The sequence below is a fragment of the Streptomyces sp. NPDC058469 genome (assembly GCF_042721125.1).
GTDB lineage: Bacteria > Actinomycetota > Actinomycetes > Streptomycetales > Streptomycetaceae > Streptomyces.
The window spans coordinates 1-21,221 of record NZ_JBHXME010000119.1 but is presented as its reverse complement, the minus strand read 5'-3'; the positions used below and the strand labels follow the sequence as shown (position 1 = coordinate 21,221).

General features: G+C 70.7%; 17 protein-coding genes and 1 pseudogene. 7 read left to right on the top strand and 11 right to left on the bottom strand.

The window, feature by feature from the left end; genetic code table 11:
• Positions 1–105: 105 nt before the first annotated feature.
• The gene (locus ACFWP5_RS36975; RefSeq protein WP_384166998.1) at positions 106–771 is read right to left on the bottom strand and encodes an HAD family hydrolase; all 666 of its coding nucleotides are present in this window, start codon (positions 769–771) and stop codon (positions 106–108) included.
• Positions 772–857: 86 nt separating this feature from the next.
• On the bottom strand, positions 858–1,373 hold the full coding sequence (locus ACFWP5_RS36970) for a DUF6912 family protein (protein WP_384166995.1): 516 nt from the start codon (positions 1,371–1,373) through the stop codon (positions 858–860).
• Positions 1,374–2,141: 768 nt separating this feature from the next.
• On the opposite strand from ACFWP5_RS36970, the gene ACFWP5_RS36965 reads away from it, so the two are divergent.
• Positions 2,142–2,519: an Rv3235 family protein gene (locus ACFWP5_RS36965; protein WP_384166992.1), complete on the top strand. Its 378-nt coding sequence runs from the start codon at positions 2,142–2,144 to the stop codon at positions 2,517–2,519.
• Between the two features lie 351 nt (positions 2,520–2,870).
• Here the strand turns inward: ACFWP5_RS36965 and secA are convergent, their stop codons facing one another.
• A complete protein-coding gene (secA, locus tag ACFWP5_RS36960) occupies positions 2,871–5,684 on the bottom strand; it encodes a preprotein translocase subunit SecA (RefSeq protein ID WP_384166989.1) in 2,814 nt (937 codons plus the stop codon).
• Between the two features lie 267 nt (positions 5,685–5,951).
• On the opposite strand from secA, the gene ACFWP5_RS36955 reads away from it, so the two are divergent.
• Positions 5,952–6,521 (top strand): GNAT family N-acetyltransferase, encoded by a 570-nt coding sequence (locus ACFWP5_RS36955; RefSeq protein WP_384166986.1) that lies wholly within the window; start codon positions 5,952–5,954, stop codon positions 6,519–6,521.
• Between the two features lie 58 nt (positions 6,522–6,579).
• Positions 6,580–7,755: a winged helix-turn-helix domain-containing protein gene (locus ACFWP5_RS36950; RefSeq protein WP_384166983.1), complete on the top strand. Its 1,176-nt coding sequence runs from the start codon at positions 6,580–6,582 to the stop codon at positions 7,753–7,755.
• Positions 7,756–7,762: 7 nt separating this feature from the next.
• Here ACFWP5_RS36950 and ACFWP5_RS36945 read toward each other — a convergent pair whose 3' ends face one another.
• From ACFWP5_RS36945 to mtnA, 8 genes and pseudogenes are all read right to left on the bottom strand, one after another.
• A complete protein-coding gene (locus ACFWP5_RS36945) occupies positions 7,763–8,509 on the bottom strand; it encodes a response regulator (protein WP_384166980.1) in 747 nt (248 codons plus the stop codon).
• 205 nt (positions 8,510–8,714) lie between these two features.
• On the bottom strand, positions 8,715–9,407 hold the full coding sequence (gene hpf, locus ACFWP5_RS36940) for a ribosome hibernation-promoting factor, HPF/YfiA family (protein ID WP_019056767.1): 693 nt from the start codon (positions 9,405–9,407) through the stop codon (positions 8,715–8,717).
• A 313-nt stretch (positions 9,408–9,720) separates the two neighbouring features.
• The gene (locus ACFWP5_RS36935) at positions 9,721–10,551 is read right to left on the bottom strand and encodes a ComF family protein (RefSeq protein WP_384167020.1); all 831 of its coding nucleotides are present in this window, start codon (positions 10,549–10,551) and stop codon (positions 9,721–9,723) included.
• Between the two features lie 396 nt (positions 10,552–10,947).
• Positions 10,948–11,256, bottom strand: a pseudogene (locus tag ACFWP5_RS36930) (ComF family protein); the annotation flags it as partial.
• 218 nt (positions 11,257–11,474) lie between these two features.
• Positions 11,475–13,307 carry an LpqB family beta-propeller domain-containing protein gene (locus tag ACFWP5_RS36925; protein WP_384166977.1) on the bottom strand — a complete coding sequence of 611 codons (1,833 nt, stop codon included), beginning with the start codon at positions 13,305–13,307 and terminating at the stop codon, positions 11,475–11,477.
• Positions 13,297–15,378 carry an MtrAB system histidine kinase MtrB gene (gene mtrB, locus ACFWP5_RS36920; protein WP_384166974.1) on the bottom strand — a complete coding sequence of 694 codons (2,082 nt, stop codon included), beginning with the start codon at positions 15,376–15,378 and terminating at the stop codon, positions 13,297–13,299. The genes ACFWP5_RS36925 and mtrB overlap by 11 nt, the downstream gene beginning before the upstream one ends.
• Position 15,379: 1 nt before the next feature.
• Positions 15,380–16,069, bottom strand: coding sequence for a two-component system response regulator MtrA (gene mtrA / locus ACFWP5_RS36915; RefSeq protein ID WP_187284748.1), 690 nt, complete (start codon positions 16,067–16,069; stop codon positions 15,380–15,382).
• A gap of 8 nt (positions 16,070–16,077) precedes the next feature.
• Positions 16,078–17,217: an S-methyl-5-thioribose-1-phosphate isomerase gene (gene mtnA, locus ACFWP5_RS36910; RefSeq protein WP_384166970.1), complete on the bottom strand. Its 1,140-nt coding sequence runs from the start codon at positions 17,215–17,217 to the stop codon at positions 16,078–16,080.
• Between the two features lie 140 nt (positions 17,218–17,357).
• Here mtnA and ACFWP5_RS36905 point away from each other — a divergent pair, with 140 nt between their 5' ends.
• The 4 genes from ACFWP5_RS36905 to ACFWP5_RS36890 all read left to right on the top strand — a co-directional run.
• On the top strand, positions 17,358–18,722 hold the full coding sequence (locus ACFWP5_RS36905) for a hypothetical protein (RefSeq protein WP_384166967.1): 1,365 nt from the start codon (positions 17,358–17,360) through the stop codon (positions 18,720–18,722).
• Positions 18,723–18,726: 4 nt separating this feature from the next.
• Positions 18,727–19,512, top strand: coding sequence for a DUF4129 domain-containing protein (locus tag ACFWP5_RS36900; RefSeq protein WP_384166966.1), 786 nt, complete (start codon positions 18,727–18,729; stop codon positions 19,510–19,512).
• The gene (locus ACFWP5_RS36895) at positions 19,509–20,702 is read left to right on the top strand and encodes a DUF4350 domain-containing protein (protein WP_384166963.1); all 1,194 of its coding nucleotides are present in this window, start codon (positions 19,509–19,511) and stop codon (positions 20,700–20,702) included. The genes ACFWP5_RS36900 and ACFWP5_RS36895 overlap by 4 nt, the downstream gene beginning before the upstream one ends.
• Positions 20,699–21,221: AAA family ATPase (locus ACFWP5_RS36890; RefSeq protein WP_384166960.1), on the top strand; the 523-nt coding region annotated here is incomplete at its 3' end. The genes ACFWP5_RS36895 and ACFWP5_RS36890, both read left to right, overlap by 4 nt.

Genomic DNA, 21,221 nt, shown 5'->3' with positions numbered 1-21,221 from the left:
AGGCGCCGTGTCTCCTGAGGCGCCGTGTCTCCTGAGGCACCGTGCTTCAGAAGGCACGGGTCTCTTGAGGTGCCGCGCCTCGTCACACCGGCCGGCAGGTCACCGTCACGCCGCCAGCCGCTCTGCCTCCGCGACGGCCTCCGCCAGCGAGTCCACCACCGGTACACCGACCACTTCGAGGCTGGCCCGGCTGTGCGAACCGCCGGTGTAGAGCACGGCCCGCGCGCCCACATGCAGGGCCGCCACGGCGTCGTCGGCCGCGTCCCCGATCACCACGGTGCGCCCGGGGTCCACGCCGGCCAGCGCCCCGAGGTGCCGCACCATGTGCTCGGCCTTGCTGCCGCCGGAGGGACCGGTGCGCCCGTCGACCCGTATGAAGTGCGGCTCTATCCCGAACTCCCGCACCAGCGGGACGAGTTCGGCATGCCCGTACATGCTGAGGATCGACTGGCTGCGACCCGCGGTCCGCCACCCCGCGAGCAGGTCCGCCGCGCCCTCGGTGAGCCCGCAGACGACGCGGTGCTCGGAGTAGTACCGATGGAAGGTCTCGTCCATGACCTCCCACTCGGCGTCGGTGGGCAGCCGCCCCAGCAGCCGCTCGTAGAACTTGGGCACCGGCACGCAGTACAGCGCCCGGTACTCCTCCATCGTGATCGCCCTGAGCCCCAGCTCGGCGAATGCCGCGTTGGTCGCCCCGATGATCGCGTCATTGTCGTGGAACAGCGTGCCGTTCCAGTCCCAGACGATGTGCGCGCTTCCTTGCATCCCCATGCCAAAAAAGTACCCGCCGCCACTGACAATCAAGAGAACCGCAGGTCAACGGGCATCTACGGCCATCCGACCGCTGCTGAACAGGCTCAGTCGCCCAGCCCGACGAGGTTCGGGATCTCCTGCGTCGCGTACCAGAGCAGCTCGTGGTCCTCGGCCCCGTCCACGACGAACTGCGCGTCGTCGTCCCCGCGGTCGGCCGCCGGAAGCGCGTCGGCGGCGGCACTCACATCGCTCTCCGCATCACCGAGATCCACGTGTACGGCCGCAGCCTTGGCCAGCGCCACGGTTCCGCTGACCCGCACCTCGCCGAGCGCCACCGGGTCGAGTCCGCGGTCGGGGTCGGCGTGCGCGGTGCCGTCGGGTACGTCGACGGCGGCCACGACCCGGCGCCGCGGTGCGTCGGGATCGGCCGCCAGCAGCCGCAGCGAGGCGAGCGCGGCCCGGTTCAGCGCCGCGTACTCCAACTCCTCGATGTCGTCGGAGAGGTACCACTCGCGCAGCGCGGGCGTCACGGCGTACGCGACGAAGGGTCCCGTCCCCAGCTCACCCGTCTTGTACGCCTCGGCGAGACCGGAGAGGGTCAGGGGGACGTAGACGCGCATGGCTGGCCGCTTTCGTAGTCGGAGAGTGTCTCGGGGAGGACGGTTCCGCGCCTCCGGGAGGGCCTTCAGGATACGTGCGCGCGTCCCCCATCGAGTCCCCACCCGCACCCCCGGAGGCGTCCACCCCACGCCGGGGATTCACCCCCCGCGCCCTTGCGGCGATGGCCTTGGGGCCCTGTCGATCACTCGGATAAGTGAACATTCCGGCCCCTCCGACCCGCTCCGCCACGTCCTTGCCACCCCCGCCCACGGCCCCGTACAAGATCCCCAACCAGCAAGTTACTTCCCGGTACATCCCGGGCCGACCCAACGGGGATCCCCATGCACAAGGTCATGACCAGGACCGCCCAGCACACCCCGACCCGCCCTCCGACCCGCCGCGACCCCCGCCGCCCCGGCACAGGTTCGCCTCGCGGACAGGGCGGGGGAACGTCCCGTACGACACCTGCGGCCGAGGCGCCGGAAAGCGCGGCTCCGGCAACGGGCACGGGCACCCCCGCTGCGGCTCCAGGACGAGGCGCAGCCCGCACGGCGTCGGGTGACGGCCGCCCGGCAGCTGCGCCCGGGCGTGGGGCACGTACAACGGCCGCGGCGGGACGAGGCGCGGTCACTGCGACCCCCACGCCGATCGCGGGCCAGGGCACAGCCCCTACCGCTCTCACGCCGACGCCAAACCGCCGCACAACCCCGACGGCGTCGACTCCCGTGACAGGCCGAGCCGCTCCCCATACCTCGCCCCGCACCTCGCCTCACGCCGAACCCCACACCGTGCCCGCCCAAGCCGCCCGCAGCCGCGTTCCGCAGCCCCGCCCCACCGATCTCTTCGCCGACCGTCTCCTCGCCGTGCTGAGCGGTCAGCGGCCCGTCCACTGGATGCTCCGGCACACCGCCGGCCGCGCCTACGACGAACTGGCCCGGCTCGCCGAACACGGCCCCCTGCGCGCCACCCGCGGCACTCGCCCGGTGGTTCGCGACATCGGCTACTACGTTGCCCGCGAGGGCGCCGTGGAGGCCTTCGCCCGCATCGGCGCCGGTGACCAGGTGCGAGCCATGGCCTTCCGGCTGGAACGGGGCGCGGACCTCCGCTGGCGCTGCACGGCGGTGGAACTGGGCGGCCCCCGCGCCCCGCACGCGGACGACGACTGAGGAGGGCTGAGGAGGGCTGAGGAGGGCTGAGGAGGGCTGAGGAGGGCTGAGGAGGGCTGACAGCGGACCGGAACCTACGGCGGCCGGCAGCCGGCGCGGCTGGGACGGGGGCAGGCGCGGGGCCGGGGCCGGCAGGCAACCACCCGCCACGCCGGTCGCCCCCGCCGTACCCACCGCACCCCCGCGCCTGCCCGCAACCCGCACACCCACCCGCACACACGCCAAAGGGCCGGACACCTTCACGATGCCCGGCCCTTCACGATCTCCTCGCGGGAAACGGCCCCGACAAGCTCAACCCCTCACTCAAGGGGCCGCCCGCCGCAGCTCACCGCCCGGCCCGCGGAGCGACCGTCACTTCTTGCGGCGGCTGCTCCGGCGCCCCTGCTTGCGGCGCTCCGCGCGCGTGAGGCCGTCCGCCTCGGAGCGCACGGGCTCGTCGTCGCTGGTGAAGTCGCCCTCGACGATGCCGCCCTCGCCGTCCACGGTGGGCGCGGAGAAGTGCAGCCGGTCCGGCCGCTGCGGGGCGTCGAGCCCCTTGGCGCGGATCTCGGGACGGGCGGCCGCCTGCGCGGGCACCGTGTCCTCCTTGTCGAGCGACGGCTTGTCGTCCTCCACGAGGACTTCCTCGACCTGCTGCTCGACCTGGACCTCCAGGTTGAACAGGTAGCCGGCGGACTCCTCCTTGATGCCGTCCATCATGGCGGTGAACATGTCGAAGCCCTCGCGCTGGTACTCGACCAGGGGGTCCTTCTGGGCCATCGCGCGCAGGCCGATGCCCTCCTGGAGGTAGTCCATCTCGTAGAGGTGCTCGCGCCACTTGCGGTCCAGGACCGACAGCACGACGCGGCGCTCCAGCTCACGCATGATCTCGGAGCCGAGCTGCTCCTCGCGCTCCTTGTACTGCTCGTGGATGTCGTCCTTGATGGACTCGGAGATGAACTCGGCGGTCAGACCTGCCCGGTCCCCGGCCGCCTCCTCCAGCTCCTCCACGGTGACCTTCACCGGGTAGAGCTGCTTGAACGCGCCCCACAGCCGGTCGAGGTCCCAGTCCTCAGGGAAGCCCTCGGCGGTCTCCGCGGTGATGTAGGCGTCGATCGTGTCGTCCATGAAGTGCACGACCTGCTCCTGCAGGTCCTCGCCCTCCAGGACGCGGCGCCGCTCGCCGTAGATGACCTCGCGCTGCCGGTTGAGGACCTCGTCGTACTTGAGGACGTTCTTGCGGGTCTCGAAGTTCTGCTGCTCGACCTGCGACTGGGCGGACGCGATCGCGCGCGTGACCATCTTGTTCTCGATCGGCACGTCGTCCGGGACGTTCGCCATCGACATGACGCGCTCGACCATCTGGGCCTTGAACAGCCGCATCAGGTCGTCGCCGAGGGAGAGGTAGAAGCGGGACTCGCCCGGGTCGCCCTGACGGCCGGAGCGACCGCGCAGCTGGTTGTCGATACGGCGCGACTCGTGCCGCTCGGTGCCGAGGACGTAGAGGCCGCCGAGGTCCTTGACCTCTTCGAACTCGTCCTTGACCGCCTGCTCGGCGTTCTCCAGGGCACCGGGCAGGGCCTGGGCCCACTCCTCGATGTGCTCCTCGGGGTCGAGGCCGCGCTGGCGCAGCTCCGCCTCGGCGAGGTCGTCGGGGTTGCCGCCGAGCTTGATGTCCGTACCGCGGCCGGCCATGTTGGTGGCGACGGTCACGGCGCCCTTGCGGCCGGCCTGGGCGATGATCGGCGCCTCACGGTCGTGCTGCTTCGCGTTCAGCACCTCGTGCTGGATGCCGCGCTTGGCGAGCTGCTGCGAGAGGTACTCGGACTTCTCGACCGACGTCGTGCCGACGAGGATCGGCTGGCCCTTCTCGTGCTTCTCGGCGATGTCGTCGACGACCGCCTCGAACTTCGCGACCTCGGTGCGGTAGATCAGGTCGGACTGGTCCTTGCGGACCATCGGCCGGTTGGTCGGGATCGGGACGACGCCGAGCTTGTAGATCTGGTGGAACTCGGCGGCCTCGGTCATCGCCGTACCGGTCATGCCCGAGAGGTTGCTGTAGAGGCGGAAGAAGTTCTGCAGGGTGATCGTGGCGAGCGTCTGGTTCTCGTCCTTGATGTCCACCCCTTCCTTCGCCTCGATCGCCTGGTGCATGCCCTCGTTGTAGCGGCGGCCGGCGAGGATACGTCCGGTGTGCTCGTCGACGATCATGACCTCGCCGTCGATGACGACGTAGTCCTTGTCCTTCTTGAAGAGCTCCTTGGCCTTGATGGCGTTGTTCAGGTAGCCCACCAGCGGGGTGTTCACCGACTCGTAGAGGTTGTCGATGCCCAGCCAGTCCTCGACCTTGCTGACACCGGCCTCGTGGATGGCCACCGTGCGCTTCTTCTCGTCGACGTCGTAGTCGGCCGTCTCCTCCAGGCCCTTCAGCGAGTTGCCGGCCTCACCCTTCTTCAGGCGGGTGACGAGCTTGGCGAAGTCGCCGTACCACTTGGTGGCCTGGTCGGCCGGGCCCGAGATGATCAGCGGCGTACGGGCCTCGTCGATGAGGATGGAGTCGACCTCGTCGACGATCGCGAAGTTGTGGCCGCGCTGCACCAGTTCGTCCTGCGACCACGCCATGTTGTCGCGCAGGTAGTCGAAGCCGAACTCGTTGTTCGTGCCGTAGGTGATGTCGCACGCGTACTGCTCGCGGCGCTGGGCCGGGGTCATGTTGGCGAGGATGCAGCCGACCTCAAGGCCCAGGAACCTGTGGATGCGCCCCATCATCTCGGAGTCGCGCTCGGCCAGATAGTCGTTGACCGTGATGATGTGAACGCCGCCTCCGGAGAGGGCGTTCAGATACGCGGGCAGGGTGCCGACCAGGGTCTTGCCCTCACCGGTCTTCATCTCGGCGACGTAGCCGAGGTGCAGGGCCGCGCCGCCCATCATCTGCACGTCGTAGTGACGCTGGCCGAGGACGCGCTTGGCGGCCTCGCGCACGGTGGCGAATGCCTCGGGCAGCAGGTCGTCCAGGGTCTCACCATCGGCGTAGCGCTGCTTGTACTCCTCGGTGAGGGCCTTCAGCTCGGCGTCGGAGAGGTCGACAAAGTCCTCTTCGATGGACTTGACCTGGTCCGCGATGCGGTGCAGCTTGCGCAGGATCTTGCCTTCGCCTGCACGCATGATCTTCGAGAGGACGGACACGGGGGTTGGTCTCCTTGCCGGTCGGGCCTGGGACGGTCGGTTTCCAATGACATGACTGAGCAACGGACATCGTATGCGAGGACCCCGCCACGCCGGGAGCCTGCCGGGGACGCCGACCGTCCACTACTTCACATCTGCTTCAAAGGGACAACGGCCGGGGGTCACCGATGGTGCCGTGCCCCTTCGAGGAATTGCGCGAAATGTGATCACCCGCTCACACAGCGCAAAAGTATGGCGCCCTTGTACGCCCCCGAGCAGAATCGGCCGATGGAACCCGTCACGCTCACGACCGACCGTCTCCTCCTGCGCGGTGTCGGCCCGCAGGACACCGACGTCGTGTATTCCGCCGCCCAGGACCCCGAGATCCAGCGCTGGACGACGATCCCCTCGCCCTATCTCCTGGAGCACGCGCAGAGTTTCACCGAGCAACTGGTCCCCGAGGGCTGGCAGAACGGTTCGATGTTCACCTTCGGCGTCTTTCTCCCCGAGGGGGAGTTGGCGGGCATGCTCGCCATCACGATGCGTTCCCTGGGCGTCGGCGAGGTCGGCTTCTGGGCGACGAAGCAGTACCGCGGCAACGGCTACATCACCGAGGCCACCGTCGCCGTCTCCCGCTGGGCCTTCACCCGTCTGTCGATCGACCGGGTGGAATGGCGCGCGGAGGTCGGCAACAAGGGCTCCCGCGCGGTGGCCGAACACGCCGGTTTCACCATCGAGGGCACGCTCCGCTCCGCGATCAACAACAAGGGCGTACGACGGGACTGCTGGGTGGGCTCCCTGCTGCCGTCGGACCTGGGCCTGCCGTCGACGGCGCCGTACCTTCCCACCCAGCCTTAGCCGGGCAAATCCGCAGCTCAGCCCGCATTGTCAGTGCCACCCTCTATCGTGCGGAGACATGACGAGTGCCCCGCGCCCCACGACCGACCTGTCGGCAGCCGACGCCCGCCGCATCGCCCTGCGTGCCCAGGGTTTCCTCGGCGTCCCCGACCGCCGCGCGGGCGTGCGCGGCGTGCTCCGCCATCTAGGCGCGGTCCAGCTCGACACCATCTCGGTCCTCGCCCGCTCCCACGAACTCATCCCGTACGCCCGCCTCGGCGCCGTGCCCCGCAAGACGGTCGAGGACGCGTACTGGACCCAGACACACGCCTTCGAGTACTGGTCCCACGCCGCCTGCATCCTCCCCGTCGAGGAGTGGCCCCACTTCGCCTTCCGCCGCCGTGCGTACCGGAGCCGCCCGCACTGGAACCACGACCTCCCGGACGGCACCTACGACCAGGTCATCAAGCAGCTCCGCGCCGAAGGCCCCCTCACCTCCACGGAGTTGGGCGGCGCCAAGCGCACCAGCGAGTGGTGGGACTGGTCCGGCGCCAAGGTCGCCGTCGAGCGCGCGCTCATGTACGGCGAGGTGGTGTGCGTGGAGCGCCGCGGCTGGAAGCGGGTCTACGACCTCGCCGAGCGCGCGATCCCGCAGGCGCTGCTGCACGACGAGCTGGATGACACGGAGTGCCTCCGCCGGCTGGTCGGCCTGGCCGGCCACTCACTGGGCGTCGGCACGCGCGCGGACATCGCCGACTACCACCGTCTCAAGGGCGAGCAGGTCGACGCGGTGATCGCCGACTCGGGCCTGGTCCCGGTCACGGTCGAGGGCTGGGGCAAGCCCGCCTGGGCCGATCCGGCGGCCCTGGAGACACCCCCGCGCGGCCGCCACCGCACCACACTCCTGTCCCCGTTCGACTCCCTGATCTGGGAGCGGGCCCGCACGCAGCGCATCTTCGGCTTCACCCACCGCCTGGAGGCCTACGTCCCCAAGCCGAAGCGAATCTACGGCTACTTCGCGATGCCGGTGCTCGCCGGAGGCCGGCTGGTCGGCCGCGTGGACCCGGCGCGCGAGGGCCGCACCCTGGTGGCCAAGCAGGTCACCCTGGACGGCGTGAAGGCCGTCCCGTCCGTGGCCCAGGCCCTGGTCGAGGCCGCGAGCTGGGTGGACTGCACGGACGTACGCGTGGAGCGGGTGGACTCTCCGGAGCTGCGCGCCCCCCTCGCCAGGGAACTAGTCCGTCTCCTGGCATGAGTGAGGGTCAGCGGATCTCGAGGATCTTCTCCCGCATCGCGTAGACCACCGCCTCCATCCTGGAGTGCAGCTGCAGCTTCTCCAGGATGTTGCGCACATGGTTCTTCACCGTGTTCTCGGAGATGAACAACTGCTTGGCGATATCGCGGTTGTTCATACCGGTGGCGACGAGTTTGAGAACCTCCAGCTCACGTTCGGTGAGCCGCGGCGCGGGCACCAGTCGGCGCTCGTCGGTGCGCTGGATCATCGACTTGAACTCGGTGAGCAGCTTCGACGCCATGGAAGGGCTGATCTGCGACTGTCCGTCGGCCACGGCGCGAATGGCGGTGGCCACTTCGTCGGTCGAGATCTCCTTGAGGAGATATCCCGTCGCGCCCGCCTTGATCGCGTCGTAGAGATCGGCCTCTTCGTCGCTGATCGTCAGCATGATGATCTTCGCGCTGGGCGCCACCTCCTTGATGGAGGTGCACGCCTCGATCCCGCCCCGCTTCGGCATCCGCACGTCCATCAGGACGATGTCCGGCAGCAGGTCCGCGGCCTTGTCCACGGCCTCGGCGCCGTCACCGGCCTCGCCGACGACCTGGATGTCCTCCTCGGCCGCCAGCACGATCTCCAGGCCGCGGCGGAAGAGGGCATGGTCGTCCACGACAAGGACTCTGATCGGCTCCTTGCGTGTCGAGCCCGCTTCCGGGCCCATGCCGACGACGCCGCCGTCGGCATCCCCGACATGCATAGGTCCGAAGCTGTCCGCCATCGTTCCTCCCCCTGAAGGCTGTGGCCTGTGGTCCTGTGCCATCGCCAACCCAAGGCAGCGGCCCACCGGTTGGGCCTGTACGGCCATGATTCCATGCCCGGACGACAGTGCGGTCACGGAGCGGGGCGCGAAGTGGTCGCACACCGGTGCCCCTGGGGGCGCACACGCGCTCCAGGGGCACCGGCTCAGCTGTCTGCCGGGTGGGTCAGCCGCCCAGCGTGCCGCCGGCCGCGGGCGGTTGCGCCTGCGTCACCATCGGGTCCGTGCTGAGGTGGATGACGCCGTAGTCGTAGGCGTGCCGTCGGTAGACGACGCTCGGTTCCTTGGTCTCCGAGTCGACGAACAGGTAGAAGTCGTGTCCGACCAGTTCCATCTCGTAGAGCGCCTGGTCGAGGGACATCGGAGACGCGACGTGGGTCTTCTCGCGGACGACGAGGGGGCCTTCGCCCTTGACCTCCAGCGAGCCGATCTTCTTGGTGGGCACACCGTCCGACTGCTCGTCCGGGACGGCGTGGCCGTTGCCGTTGAGCGTCGCGGCGCCCGGGACGTGGTCGGGGACCTCGGCGGCGGTGAGCCGACGGGCGCCGCGGCGCGTGTTGCGCTTGTCGTGCTGCTTGCGCAGCCGGGCATCCAGCTTCTCCGCCGCGAGGTCGAGCGCCGCGTACGGATCGTTGGCCGATGCCTCCGCCCGGATCACCGGACCGCGGGAGCGGAGCGTGATCTCCACCCGGTCACAACGGTCGGCCTGTCGGGGGTTCGGCTCCTTGGACACCTCCACGTCGAGGCTGATCACCTTGCCGTCGAGCTTCTGGATCTTCTCCAGCTTCAGCTTCTCGGCCACGTGCTTGCGGAACCGCTCGGGCACCTCGGTCTTGCGGCCCTTGACGACGATGTCCACGCAGAACTCCGTTCCCGGATCGCTCCGCTTCGCTGCGGAGCGTCTCCCTTTCGCACCAGGCTCCGGTCACCCCGGACCCTCGGACTCGGTGACTTCCACCTCCTCCTCCCCCATGGGCAAGATCTCCACCCCATGGCCGCGGGTGATTGCAGAAAACCCGCGGCACGGCATTCGGATAGGAGAGGTGCGGCCTGCGCCTTTCTCTCACAACCGAACATATCTCGCCCGGACGGATGTCGTCACCCTCTACCGCGGCGTACCTCCGTTCAGGTGAATTGCCCCTGTCATTACCTGCAACGACGCAAGTTCGCAGTCAGTTCCGGTTTATTTCGAAGGAATCTGGCGACGCCGCGATCACCGCCGCGCAGATCAGGTCAGCGGGGCCGTTCACACTCACGATTCCCGGTGCACTGAGTGCCATGTTCCTCCCGTTCTCCATTGATCTCTCGATGTGTTCCCCTCTGCCTTCCCGGGACACACACGCATACACAGCGGCGGTTGCGCCAACTTCTCCGCCGTACGCGATCGCCTCCCGCACGGCACGCGCCGCCTCCCTCAAGGAGGCCCCCGTCGTCATCAGGTCGTCGACGAGCACCACCGGTCCCCCCACAAGCAACCGCGCACCACCCGCGACCACCTCCAAGGCCCCCGCGAGATTGTCCATCCGCTCCCGCGAGTTGAGCCCCGACTGATCGGCCACCCACCGCCGCTGCCGCAACACGGCCACCACCCGAGCCGGCGTCCCGGTCCGCCGCAACTCCCCCGCCGCCGCGAGCGCGATCCGCCGAGCCGGATCATGCCCCCGAGCCCGCACGGCCCCACGAGCAGAGGGCACGGGGACGAGCAACACCGGCGCCTGGCTGTGGCTCCGGGACTGGGCCTGACCGGCATGCATGTGCTGCCCGGGATCCATGTGCCGCCCGACCTGCCCGTGCTGCCCGTGCTGCCCGACCTGAGCCTGCCGCTGCCCTGCCTGAGCCTGCGCGACCCGCGCCTGCCCGACCTGCCTTGACTGCCCTGCCTGCGCCTGAGCGGCCTGAGCCTGGGCTGCCTGAGCTTGGGCTGCCTCCGCGGCGTGAGCCTGATAACGGCCACCCTGCGGCTGTTGCCCTGCCTCAATCTGCCCGACCTGAGCCTGCCGCATCTGAGGCTGCCTCGCCTGCGCCTGCCGTGTCTGAATCTCCCTGACCGACTCCTGCCGTGCCTGCAATTGGCTCGCCTGCAGTTGCCTTGTCAGAGCCTGCCCGGCCTGCGCCCGATCCGCCTGAGACCAACCCTGCGCCGCCCCAAGTCCCTCAGCCGCCGCCTGTCCCGCCTGAACCGTGCCGAGCCCGGCCACCGCTGACCGCACGGCCTGCCCAACATCGGCCCCGGCATCTCCCTCACGGCGCCCCGACCTCGCAGCTACACCCCCACCCCAGTCACTCTCACCGCCCCCGTCGCCCTCCCTCGGCTCCCCAAGCCCCGGCACCCAGCCCCCACCCACCCCCGCTCCACCCAGCCCGTCCAAACGGCTCCCCACCCCCGTCACAGCCCCGTAACCCCCCACCCCACACTCTCCAAGCCCCACCCGCACAGCCCCCGCCAAAGCCGCGCCCAGTGCCCCCGCGAGGCCCAGCGCGCCCCGTTCCTTGTGGGCGAGGAGCGTCGCGCGTACCTCGTCCGCGTAAGGAGCCGCCGCGTACGTCGCCGGCAGCCCCGTCGGCTCGGGCGTCGGTCGTACCCGGCTCGCTACGGTCCCGTTCAGGGCCGCACGGCACTCCGGGCAGAGCACCGTGCGAGGCCTGCCGCAGCCTCCGCACTCGGCCGGCAGCACCAGATCCGTGAGGTCCCGCCACCACCCCCGCATGCCCACCACTGTGCCAACGCTCCCGCCGACCGGCCACCCCTGTGGACAACGGCCTGTGGACAACTCCGCGCAACCGTCAACAGCCTTCACCCACACGAGTGCACGGTCACCCCGGGACACACGGACGGCCGCCTCCACCGAGCCTCAGCCCGACCGGAGACGACCGCTTTCAGTCCGCCACCTCAATGCCTCGACGCGTGCGTCAATGCGTCAACGCCTCACCCCGGATAGACCGGCGCCGACCCCGTCTTGACGACCTTCTGCCACTGCGCCCCGTTGGACAGCCGTACGATCCCGTCCTCCGAGTAGGCCACCAGCGGCAGCTTGTCGTCCTCGGACGCGGCGATCTCCTTGACCCCGGTCAGGGCTGCGGGCGCCGGGCCCTCCGGTGTGGAGCCGTCGACCTGGACATACCGCATCTGGAGCACGCCCTCATGCTCGCGCCCCACCACCACGAGCCGGCTGTCCCCGGCCCACGACATGGCCGTGATCTCCTCCAAGTCCGGGGTCACGGAACGCAGTTCGAGGACCGAGATCACCGGTGTCTCCCCCGCCGCCCCGCCCCGCTGGATCCGCCCGACGAGCAGGGACCGCTTGCCGTTCTTCTCCACGACGAGCGCGATCCGCACCCCGTCGGCGGCCACCCGCACCGATTCGATACGGCCGTCCAGCCCCGGCATCTCCACCGCTATCGGCTGCCCCGCGCCCTTCTGCAGCAGGAGCAGCCGGGGCTTCTTCGGGTCCCGGTCGGCCACCCAGAGGTCGCCCTGCGCGTCCCAGCTGGGAGCCGTCAGCCGGTCGGCCTCCGTCTTGCCCTGGCTGGTCAGCACGGGGTCCCCGAGCGAGGCACCGGACACCATCGACCCGACGTAGAGCGACTTCCCGTCGAGACCGACCCCGGCCCCGGTCTCCTCGTCGCGCGACACCGCCACCGACCGCAGTTGCTTCTCGCCCTCGCCCAGCGCGCCCGGCACCGGATCGGCGTGCGTACCGGCGCCGGTCATCCGCACCACCCGGTGCTTGTCGTCGAGGAAGTACAGGTATGCGGGCCGGTTCACGGCACCGTGTGCCGCGAGGCCCTCCGCGTCCTCTTCGGAGAGGACACACAACTGCGCGCCGTTGCCGGCCTGCAGCTCGACCTCGTCCACCGTGGGCGTCATGGTCTGGAGCGTGTAGAGGATCTGCGTGGCCATCTCGTTGCACCGGGCCAGCCCCACCCGCGAGGCCTTCTGGTTCAACGGGACCGTCAGCTTGTTCTGGTCGTCGGGCGCCAGCGAGGTGACACCCTTCCGCAGCGCCGTCCCGGTGGGGAAGCTCGACCTGACCACGGGCCCGAGCCAACTGGTGGGCCCGTTCAGGAGCGACCGCACCATCTGCGTCATGGGGTCCACCCGCCGCCGTACGAACACGGGGTCGGCGACCGCGATCGGCTGCGAGCTCGTCCCGGCCGACGTGTTCGACGCGAAGTAGTACTTGTTGACCGACATGTAGTTGCGCTGGAAGTCCGACTCGCCCATGACGACGCCCTGCGGCAGGTCGTCGATGCGCCACTGGCCGCTCTTCGCGTCCTTCGTCAGGTGTATGGCCTTGCTGTACTGCCCGTCCGCCGGCGCGTACGCCTGCTGGGAGTCCACCGTGGCGACCCGGTCGCCCGTCAGGGTGTACGTGAAGGTGCCGGTGTCCTCCCGGCCGACCGGGGCACGGACGGCCTCCGTGCTCGGCCCGTCGGCGAGCACCGTGGTGGACAGCTCCGGCTGCCAGTCCCGCGCGGCCTTGGCGGTCAGGTACAGGCGCGCTGTCTTGTAGTGCGGATCGTCGCTGGTCAGCGCCTCCAGGAAGCCCTGCACGATCTCCCCCTGCGCCGCGTCCTCCTGGGGCGGCATCGCGAAGACCCGCACCTGGGTGTCCTGTCGCGGCGTCGACTCGACACCCTGGAGATCCCCGCTGTCGGGCATCGAGGCACAACCCGCCAGCACTACGACGCCGCACGCGATGTACGCCGCCGCGCGTGCCGGCTTCCGCCGGGCGCCCTCCGCGCGGTCAGCGCCCACGAGATGCCTCCCCCTGCTTGTTCGAGTCCTCCGGTACGGCTGCCGGGTCCTTGCTGCCCCTGGCCTCGCTCCGAGCCGGATCCGCGGGCGACCGGTCCTCCTGCCGCCGGGTGCCGCCGGTCGGCCGGGGCACCACGCGCGCGCCGTTGCCGGGCAGCGCCGTCGGATCCGCCGTGGCAGTGGTGGCCGGCCTCGGGGCGATCGGGGCCCGCGAGGGTATCGGCGGCACCTGGTCGCCCATCGGCTGCACGGGGACCGTCGCGCGCTTGTCCCCGCCCCCGCTCGGCAGCCCGGCGTCGCTGAGTCCGCGGTGACGGCGTGAGTCCTTGGGCTCCAGGGGTATCGGCGAGCCCCGTAGCGGTTCGTCCGCGGTCCGCGGCAGCGTCAGCCGGAACTGCGAACCGCCACCCGGCTCACCCCACGCCTGCAGCCAGCCGCCGTGCAGCCGCGCGTCCTCCAGGGCGATGGACAGCCCCAGACCCGTACCACCGGTGGTACGCGCGCGTGCCGGGTCGGCCCGCCAGAAGCGGCTGAACACCCGGGTCGCCTCACCGGGCTTGAGCCCCACCCCGTAGTCGCGCACCGCGATGGCGACCGCCCCGCCCGCAGTGGCGAGCTTGACTATGACGTCCTTGCCGTCGCCGTGCTCCACGGCATTGACGACGAGATTGCGCAGCACCCGCTCCACCCGCCGGGCATCGGCCTCGGCGACCACGGGCTGCTGGTCGCCGACGACCCGTATCTGCGTGCCCTTGCGCTCGGCGAGCGGCTCGGCGCCGCTGAGAACCCGTCGTACGACCTCTCTGAGATCTATCGGCTCGGCCTCCAGGGCCGCCGCGCCCGCGTCGAAGCGGCTGATCTCCAGCAGGTCCGCGAGCAGCGTCTCGAACCGGTCCAGCTGGTCGGCCAGCAGTTCGGCCGACCGCGCGGTCATCGGATCGAAGTCCACGCGCGCGTCATGGATGACATCGGCCGCCATCCGTACGGTCGTCAGCGGCGTCCGCAGCTCGTGCGACACGTCGGACACGAACCGCCGCTGCATCCGCGACAGGTCCTCCAGCTGCTGGATCTTCAACTGAAGGTTCTGCGCCATCTTGTTGAAGGCCTCGCCGAGCCGCGCGATGTCATCCTCACCGGTGACCTTCATGCGCTCCTGTAGGCGCCCGGCAGACAGTCGCTCGGCGATCCCGGCGGCCATCCGCACCGGCGTGACGACCTGGCGCACGACGAGCCAGGCGATGGCCCCCAGGAGTACGACGACGAAGAGCCCGGCCGTGGCAAGGGTCCCCTTGACCAGGCTGAGCGACTTCTCCTCCTGGGTGAGCGGGAAGAGGTAGTACAGCTGGTAGGGGTCGCCGTTCGGGTCGTTGACCTGCTTGCCCACGACCAGCGCCGGCTGGGACTCCTTGCCGTTGCTGTAGATGATGCGGGTGTAGCTCTGGGCCGCCGACGTGTTGTCGTTGACGCGGGCGCGCAGGCCCACGGGCACGCTGGCGGACGGGTCGACGTACCCGGAACCGCGCGGACTGCGACCGCCGCCACTGTCCGCGCCCGCCGGCAGCGTCACGACGTCGAAGGCTCCCTGGCCGCCGCTGGACAGCGACGACACGAGGTCGCTCATCCATGAGATGACGTTCTGTGTGGGGCTGCCGCCCGTCGCGGAACCGTCGTCGGCGGTCCCGCTGGCCGCCTCGTCGGCCCTCTGCTTGGCCACGGCGAAGCCGCCCGTGGCCTGGCTCTGCGAGGCCTTCACCTTGGCGTCCAGCAGGCCGTTGCGCACCTGGCCGATGACGACGAAGCCCAGCAGCAGGACGACGCCCAGCGACATCAGCAGGGTCGTGACGACGACCTTGAGCTGGATGTTGCGCCGCCACAGCCGCATGACCGGCAGCAGTGGCCGGCGCACCCAGCGCATGAACAGGCGGAGGACCGGGCTGCCCTGGACTCCGCCCTGCAGCAGCCCGCCCTCCAGCAGGCGTCCCCAGCGGGAGCCCGCCGCCTTCCGGCCGACAGGCCGCCCCGCGCGGGCCCCGGACCCTCCGGGCGCCGAAGCGGCACTGTCCCTGGACATGTCAGCTCGGTCCCGCCTTGTAACCCACCCCGCGGACGGTCACCACGATCTCCGGCCGCTCCGGGTCCTTCTCGACCTTGGAGCGCAGCCGCTGGACATGCACGTTGACCAGCCTGGTGTCCGCCGCGTGCCGGTAGCCCCAGACCTGCTCCAGGAGCACCTCACGCGTGAACACCTGCCAGGGCTTACGGGCCAGCGCGACCAGCAGGTCGAACTCCAGCGGCGTCAGCGCGATCGACTGCCCGTCCCGCTTCACGGAGTGACCCGCCACATCGATGACCAGATCGCCTATGGCGAGCTGCTCGGGCGCCGGCTCCTCCGACCTCCGCAGCCGCGCCCGGATCCGGGCGACCAGCTCCTTCGGCTTGAACGGCTTCACGATGTAGTCGTCAGCGCCCGACTCCAGGCCCACCACGACATCGACGGTGTCGCTCTTCGCCGTGAGCATCACGATCGGTACCCCGGACTCCGCCCTGATCAGGCGGCACACCTCGATACCGTCCCGTCCGGGCAGCATCAGGTCCAGGAGCACCAGGTCGGGCTTGCTCTCACGGAAAGCGGCCAGCGCCTTGTCGCCATCGGCTACGAAAGACGGCTCAAAACCTTCACCACGCAACACAATGCCGAGCATCTCGGCCAGTGCGGTGTCGTCATCGACGACAAGGACTCGTCCCTTCATAAACGACATCATCCCATTAACTAAATCGTTACCTGTCGTGACCTGTCACACAGCTCTGCCAGCGCCCCCGCCGTCACGGGCGAAACAGCGCCTTCTTCGGTGACGATCGCCGTCACCAGCTCGGGAGGCGTCACGTCGAACGCCGGGTTGTACGCCTGGGTCCCCAGGGGTGCCACCGGAATCCCGCCTCCCGCTCCCGACATCGTCACTTGGGGTGACGTGATCTCCGTCACTTCGAAGCCGGGGCGCTGTTCCACTTCGATCGACGCCCCGTCCGGCGTGTCCGGATCCACCGTCGTCACCGGCGCCACCACGATGAACGGCACATGGTGGTACCGGGCGAGCACGGCGAGCGGATAGCTCCCCACCTTGTTCGCCACCGAACCGTCGGCGGCGATCCGGTCCGCCCCGATCAGTACCGCGTCCACCTCCCCGGCCGCGAACAAAGAGCCCGCCGCGTTGTCCGTGAGCAAGGTGTACGCCATTCCGTTGCGTGCCGCCTCATACGCCGTCAGGCGAGCACCTTGCAGCAACGGACGCGTTTCGTCCACCCACAGCCGCCTCAGCCGCCCGTCCCGATGCGCCGCGAGCGCCACCGCGAAGGCCGTGCCCTCGCCGCCCGACACCAGCGCCCCGGTGTTGCAGTGCGTCAGAATCCGGTGCCCGCCGCCGGGCAGCAGCTCGTCCAGCAGGGCCAGCCCGTGCGCGGCCATCCGCGCGCTGGCCTCGGCGTCCTCCCGGTGCAACCGCCGCGCCGCCGCCAACGCGGCCCCGGCCGCCTGCTCGGCATCACCTCCGTCGGCGAGCGCGGCCCGGTGCGCGGACTGTGCCCTGCGCACGCCGACGGAGAGGTTCACCGCGGTGGGCCGGGCGCCCGCCAGCGCGATCGCGGCCTCGTCCACGTCGAACCCCCGCGCGGCGGCGAGCGCGACGCCGTACGCCCCCGCGATGCCGAGCAGCGGCGCCCCGCGCACCGCCAGCGAGCGGATCGCGTCCACCAGCGCGGAGGCGTCCGTGCACACCAGCTCGACCTCCTCGGCCGGCAGTCTCGTCTGGTCGAGAAGGACCAGCACAGGGCCCTCGGGGGGCTCGTTCCAGCGGATCGCGGGTATCTCGGTCGGCCGGCCGTCCTCGCCGGATTGCGCGTACTGATCAGCCATGCGGTCAGTCTGCCCCGAATCCGGCGGACAATTGAAGGTGTGCAGCCCATACCGCGGCCGGTCACCGCTCGACCACCCCATGGCACGATGGCTGCCAACCTGCCGCCGCGCCCGCGGACGGGCACCGTGAAGGAGCGACGATGAACGACACTCCGGGCTGGGCCTCGCCCGGATCCGCCCCGCCCGACGGGCCCGAGCCCGGCGCCTCCGGTCCCGCCGAGCCGGCGGACGGCCCCGGTCCCGCACAGCCCGCGGACCAGCCGGGCACAAACCCGTCGGCCTCCGGCCCGCAGTGGTCCAAGGAGCAGCCGCCACCCGCCCAGTGGTCCGCGCCCACCGGCGCCCCCGGCCAGGGCCAGGCACCGCCGCCCCCACCGCCGGGCCCGGGCTGGGGCGGCGGCCACCCCGGCGGTCCGGCCGGCCCCGGAGGCCCTGGGGGATACGGCGGCTACGGCGGGCCCGGCGGCAACGGCGCTCCCGGCGGCTGGGGAACCGGCTGGGGCGGCCCCCCGCCCGCGGCCAAGCCCGGTGTCATCCCGCTCCGCCCGCTCGGCGTGGGCGAGATCCTCGACGGCGCCGTCTCCACCATGCGCACCTACTGGCGCACGGTCCTGGGCATCTCGCTCACCGTCGCCGTCGTCATGCAGACCGTCGTCGTCCTCGTCCAGGGCTTCGCCTTCAGCGACCTCACCAGCACCCAGGCCCTCGACGACCCGAACGCCAGCGCCTCCGAAGTGACCCGCGCCATGAGCGAGGCCTTCCTCAGCACCGGCGTCGTCTACCTGGTCGTCCTCATCGGCACCGTCGTCGCCACCGCCCTGCTCACCTCGGTCACCAGCCGCGCCGTGCTCGGCAAACCGGTCACCGCCGGAGAGGCCTGGCGCGACGCCCGCCCCCAGGTGCTCAAGCTGTTCGGCCTGATCTGCCTGCTGATCCTCATGGCCGTCGTCCTGATCGGCGTCCCCACCGTGCCCGGTATCGTCGTGGCCGTCACCGGGTCGCAGGACGCGGGCATCGCGCTCGCCGTCGTCGGTGGCCTCGCCGGCTGCGTCGTCACCCTCTGGCTGGCGATCCGCTTCTCCCTGGCCTCGCCCGCGCTGATGCTGGAGAAGCAGGGCATCGTGAAGTCGATGAGCCGCTCCGCGAAGCTGGTGCGCGGCTCCTGGTGGCGGATCTTCGGCATCCAGCTGCTCGCCCAGATCATCGCGAGCATCCTGTCGTCCATCCTCGTCCTCCCGTTCGCCTTCATCGCCGGGTTGTTCAGCGGCGACGGCCTCGGCGGCCTCGTCAACGGCACCGGCGACCTCGGCTGGACGTTCCTCATCATCAGCGGCCTCGGCTCGGTGATCGGCCGCATGATCGCGTTCCCGATCACGGCGGGGGTCACCGTGCTCCTGTACATCGACCAGCGCATCCGCCGCGAGGCCCTCGACCTCGACCTGGCCCGCGCCGCCGGCGTCCAGGACTACGGCACCGCAGCCGCCGGCCCCACCCCGGGGAGCTGATGCGGTGAGCCTGGCGGGGGGAGTTCTCACAGCGGTACCTACGGCGCTGCCGCGCGCCGTCGAATCGGCCGCGGGGGCACTGCTGCGCGCCCACGGCACAGTCGTACGGTCGTCGGCCCTCTCGGGCGACGAGCCGCCGGTGACGATCCCGCGCGACCCCGCGCGGGAGGCGGCCCGGCGTGAACTGTCCAAGCAGATGTACCACGAGAACGACCCCAGCCTGGTGCAGCGGGCCCTGGACGCCATCTCGCACTGGGTCGACAAACTGTTCAGCAGGGCATCGGAGGCGGCACCCGGCGGCACGCTCGGCCTGGTCGTCGTCATCCTGGCCGTCCTCGCGGTCGGAGCCGCCCTCTGGTGGCGCCTCGGCACCCCGCGCCGCCAACCCGTCTCCGCCGCCGCCCTGTTCGAGGACGGCCCCCGCAGCGCCGCCGAACACCGCTCGGCCGCCGAGGCACACGCCGCCCAAGGACACTGGAACCCCGCCGTACAGGAACGCATGCGTGCCATCGTCCGCGCCCTGGAGGAACGGGCCCTGCTCGACGCCCGCCCCGGCCGCACAGCCGACGAGGCCGTCGCGGAAGCCGGCCGCGCACTCCCGTCCCACACGGACGAACTGCGCGCCGCCGCCGCACACTTCGACGACGTGACGTACGGCGGACGCCGCGCGAGCGAGCAGTCGTACCGGCGCATAGCCGAACTCGACCGCGAGCTGGAGCGCACCAGGCCCGTCCTCGCGAGCAGCGCCCACAGCACGGCCCACCACACCACCCAGGGGGCCGCCGAATGACCGCGGAGGCCACGCTCCCCGCCACCTCGGCCTCGCCGACCGCCCGCCAGGTCTGGACCCGCGCGCGGGGCATCCTCCTCGCCCTCGTGATCCTCCTGGCGGCCGCCGTGGCGATCGCCGCGATCCGCTCCGGCACCCGGCACGGCGACCTCGACCCGCGCTCCGCCGACCCCTACGGCAGCCGCGCCGTCGCCGAACTCCTCGGCGACCGGGGCGTGTCCACGCGCGTGGTCACCACCCTGGCCCAGGCCCGCGCCGCGGCCGGCCCGGACACCACCCTCCTGGTCGCCGTCCCCGACCTGCTGACGAAACGTCAACAGTCCGGCCTGCACTCGGCATTCGCCGACTCCGGCAGCCGTACGGTCCTCGTCGCCCCCGGTCCCGCGTCCCTGCCCCGGCTCGCCCCCGACGTCACCGCGGACCCCGGACCCAGCTTCCCCTCGACGCTCTCCCCCAACTGCCTCCTGCCCGCCGCCCAGCGCGCGGGCGACGCGGAGACCGGCGACTACCGGTACACGACCACCGCGGCCGACGCCGACGAGTGCTACGCCAGCAACGGCGTGCCGACCCTGCTCCGGCTCCCCGACGCGTCCGGGAGTGGCGACACCGTCGTCATCGGCTCGCCCGACATCTTCTTCAACAAGCGACTCGACAAGCAGGGCAACGCCTCGCTCGCCCTCCAACTCCTCGGCTCCCGCCCCCATCTGGTCTGGTACCTCCCCTCACTGTCCGACACCTCGGCCACCGACTCCGGCAGCCAGAGCTTCTTCGACCTGCTCCCCTCGGGCTGGCTCTGGGGCACCCTGCAACTGTTCATCGCAGCAGGCGTAGCCGCCCTGTGGCGGGCACGCCGACTCGGCCCCCTGGTGCCCGAAAAACTCCCCGTGGCGATCCGCGCCTCCGAAACCGTCGAAGGCCGCGCCCGCCTCTACCGCAAGGCCAACGCCCGCGACCGCGCGGCCAACGCCCTGCGCTCCACCACCCGCACTCGCCTCGCCCTCCTCGTAGGCGTCCCCGTCTCCCAGGCGCACGCGCCCGAAGCCCTGCTCCCCGCTCTCTCCGCCCACCTCCACGGCGACGGACAGACCCTGCACGCCCTCCTCTTCGGCCCGCCGCCCAGCGACGACGCGGCCCTCATCGCACTTGCCGACCAACTCGACGCCCTCGAAAGAGAGGTACGCCGTTCATGATGGACCCGACCACTGACAACGCCGGGTACACGGGGAATCCGGACACCGCCCGGGCCTCCCTCGAATCCCTGCGAGCCGAGATCGCCAAAGCCGTGGTCGGCCAGGACCCCGCCGTGACCGGCCTCGTCGTCGCCCTCCTCTGCCGCGGACACGTTCTCCTAGAAGGAGTCCCTGGAGTCGCCAAAACGTTGCTCGTCCGCGCCCTCGCATCCGCGCTCGAACTCGACACCAAGCGCATCCAGTTCACCCCGGACCTGATGCCGAGCGACGTCACCGGCTCCCTGGTCTACGACACGCGCTCCGCCGAGTTCCGCTTCCAGCCCGGCCCGGTCTTCACCAACCTCCTCCTCGCGGACGAGATCAACCGCACCCCTCCGAAGACCCAGTCGTCCCTGCTGGAGGCCATGGAGGAACGCCAGGTCACGGTCGACGGCACCCCGCGCCCGCTCCCCGACCCGTTCCTGGTCGCCGCGACGCAGAACCCCGTCGAGTACGAGGGCACGTACCCCCTCCCCGAGG